This is a genomic window from Endozoicomonas sp. SESOKO4, assembly GCF_024606275.1.
In genome coordinates this window covers 1-1,521 of record NZ_JAHHPS010000447.1, presented here as the reverse complement: position 1 = coordinate 1,521, position 1,521 = coordinate 1, and the positions used below count along the sequence as shown (strand labels likewise).

Sequence of the window (1,521 nt, the reverse complement as noted above, 5' to 3'; positions counted from 1 at the left end):
TTTGTAATAAAAAATTCTTTTATATACCTAGATGAAACCAGCATCTCCAAACGCATCTCTGCATAAGAGAGATTGATGATACCGATCCGATTCCAAGCTACGGGTACACTATTTCAGATGAATGCCTCAATCAAGACCTATGTTGTGGAAAAGGATCATCAAGCCGGGCAACTGCTAGTTGCCCAAAGACTGATAATCGGCTAGCTTGGAGTAGCGCTATCAAATAACTGAATGTCAAGTAACTGATTGAGGGGATGATGAATGGCTCAGGGAAAACCCACGAAAGACAGTACTGTTGATGCTATTGCAGCTGTTTCAATCGTGATGCTGGTTGTTGTTACTGCCGTATATTGGGTCAGTCATCAATAAGTCTACCCAGACTGACTGAGCACCAGTTTCACCACCAGCATTAAGATCAGAATAAAAACAAGTGTTCCAATCATACCGGCGATGATGAAGTGCGCCGGACGCCCCTGAGAGAAATCACGCTTCCGTTTTTTTTCACTTTGTACACCAAACGCCGACGCCAGAGTGCTCTGCAACGTTGAAAGAAAGCCTGTGCCATTTGCCATCATAGTTCTCCATTCCGTGCCTGTGTCATCTTATTGCATCCCTGCGATGAAATCACAAGTGATCTGACAAGAGAAGACCTACCATGACGCAATCAAGTTAAAATCACCTTAATATAGTTGTATGAAAGTAAAACTCAGACAGTGTCATAAAAGCCGTACTTGCCAAAATCATCAGATATTTTGCGTAGCGGTAACTGAATCCAGACGCAAATGCCCTGTTGAATGAATAGTTACTGTAACTCATAAAAAGGGCACCACCCGTTAACGCTGTATACCGGCTAAGATCGCTGGCACCTTGGGCAATCAGATATTTATCGACACCGTCAACCAATGCATACCCGGCGCCTTTTATGTAATGTCCACCACATACAGTCATCCCCAGCGCGTTCAAAGCTTTTCCTATGGCAACCTGTGTCATCGCTGACGGAATATAAGAAAGGCCAGATGTCACTTTTTTAGCCGGTTCCAGTGATGTAGCAGGAACAATGGTCATATCAGCTTCTCCCAGAATACGATGGAAAAACAGTTGAATGCAGACGCCATTCACACTGATCGAGCATGAGAGCAGGTGATCGGCCGGTACAGCCATCAATAAGTGGTTGGCATAGTTATTTCCTGTAAAAGCTGTTACCAGTAACTTTGTCCCGTAGGGAAGGGCTGTTATCAGGCTGGTAAACAGCGAGGATTTTATTTTATGAATATCACTGTCGGTCTCATTAGCAAATACTCTCTGTTCTGCGACCTCGCCAATCGCTTTGGTCGCAATATTTGCAAACAGCTTCCAGGCGTAAAATACCCGCACATCTGCCCCCGACATCTTTCTCTTGTCCAGAGTCAAATTATACCAATGAATACACTCTATCTGCTGCGCAATACCGAAAAGCTTAAAACAAATCAGATCGCACAACAACGGCAGGCAGCAACAATACTCAGCTTTATGAGGAAGAGC

Annotated in this window: 2 protein-coding genes; both read right to left on the bottom strand. The window is 44.2% G+C overall.

Features of this window, described 5'->3' with window-relative positions; all coding sequences use genetic code 11:
* Window positions 1–371: 371 nt before the first annotated feature.
* Window positions 372–575 (bottom strand): DUF2970 domain-containing protein, encoded by a 204-nt coding sequence (locus tag KDK16_RS08785; protein WP_257275648.1) that lies wholly within the window; start codon window positions 573–575, stop codon window positions 372–374.
* A gap of 100 nt (window positions 576–675) precedes the next feature.
* Window positions 676–1,521, bottom strand: an 846-nt coding sequence (locus tag KDK16_RS08780; RefSeq protein ID WP_257275647.1) for a hypothetical protein, incomplete at its 5' end; no start/stop codon positions are given.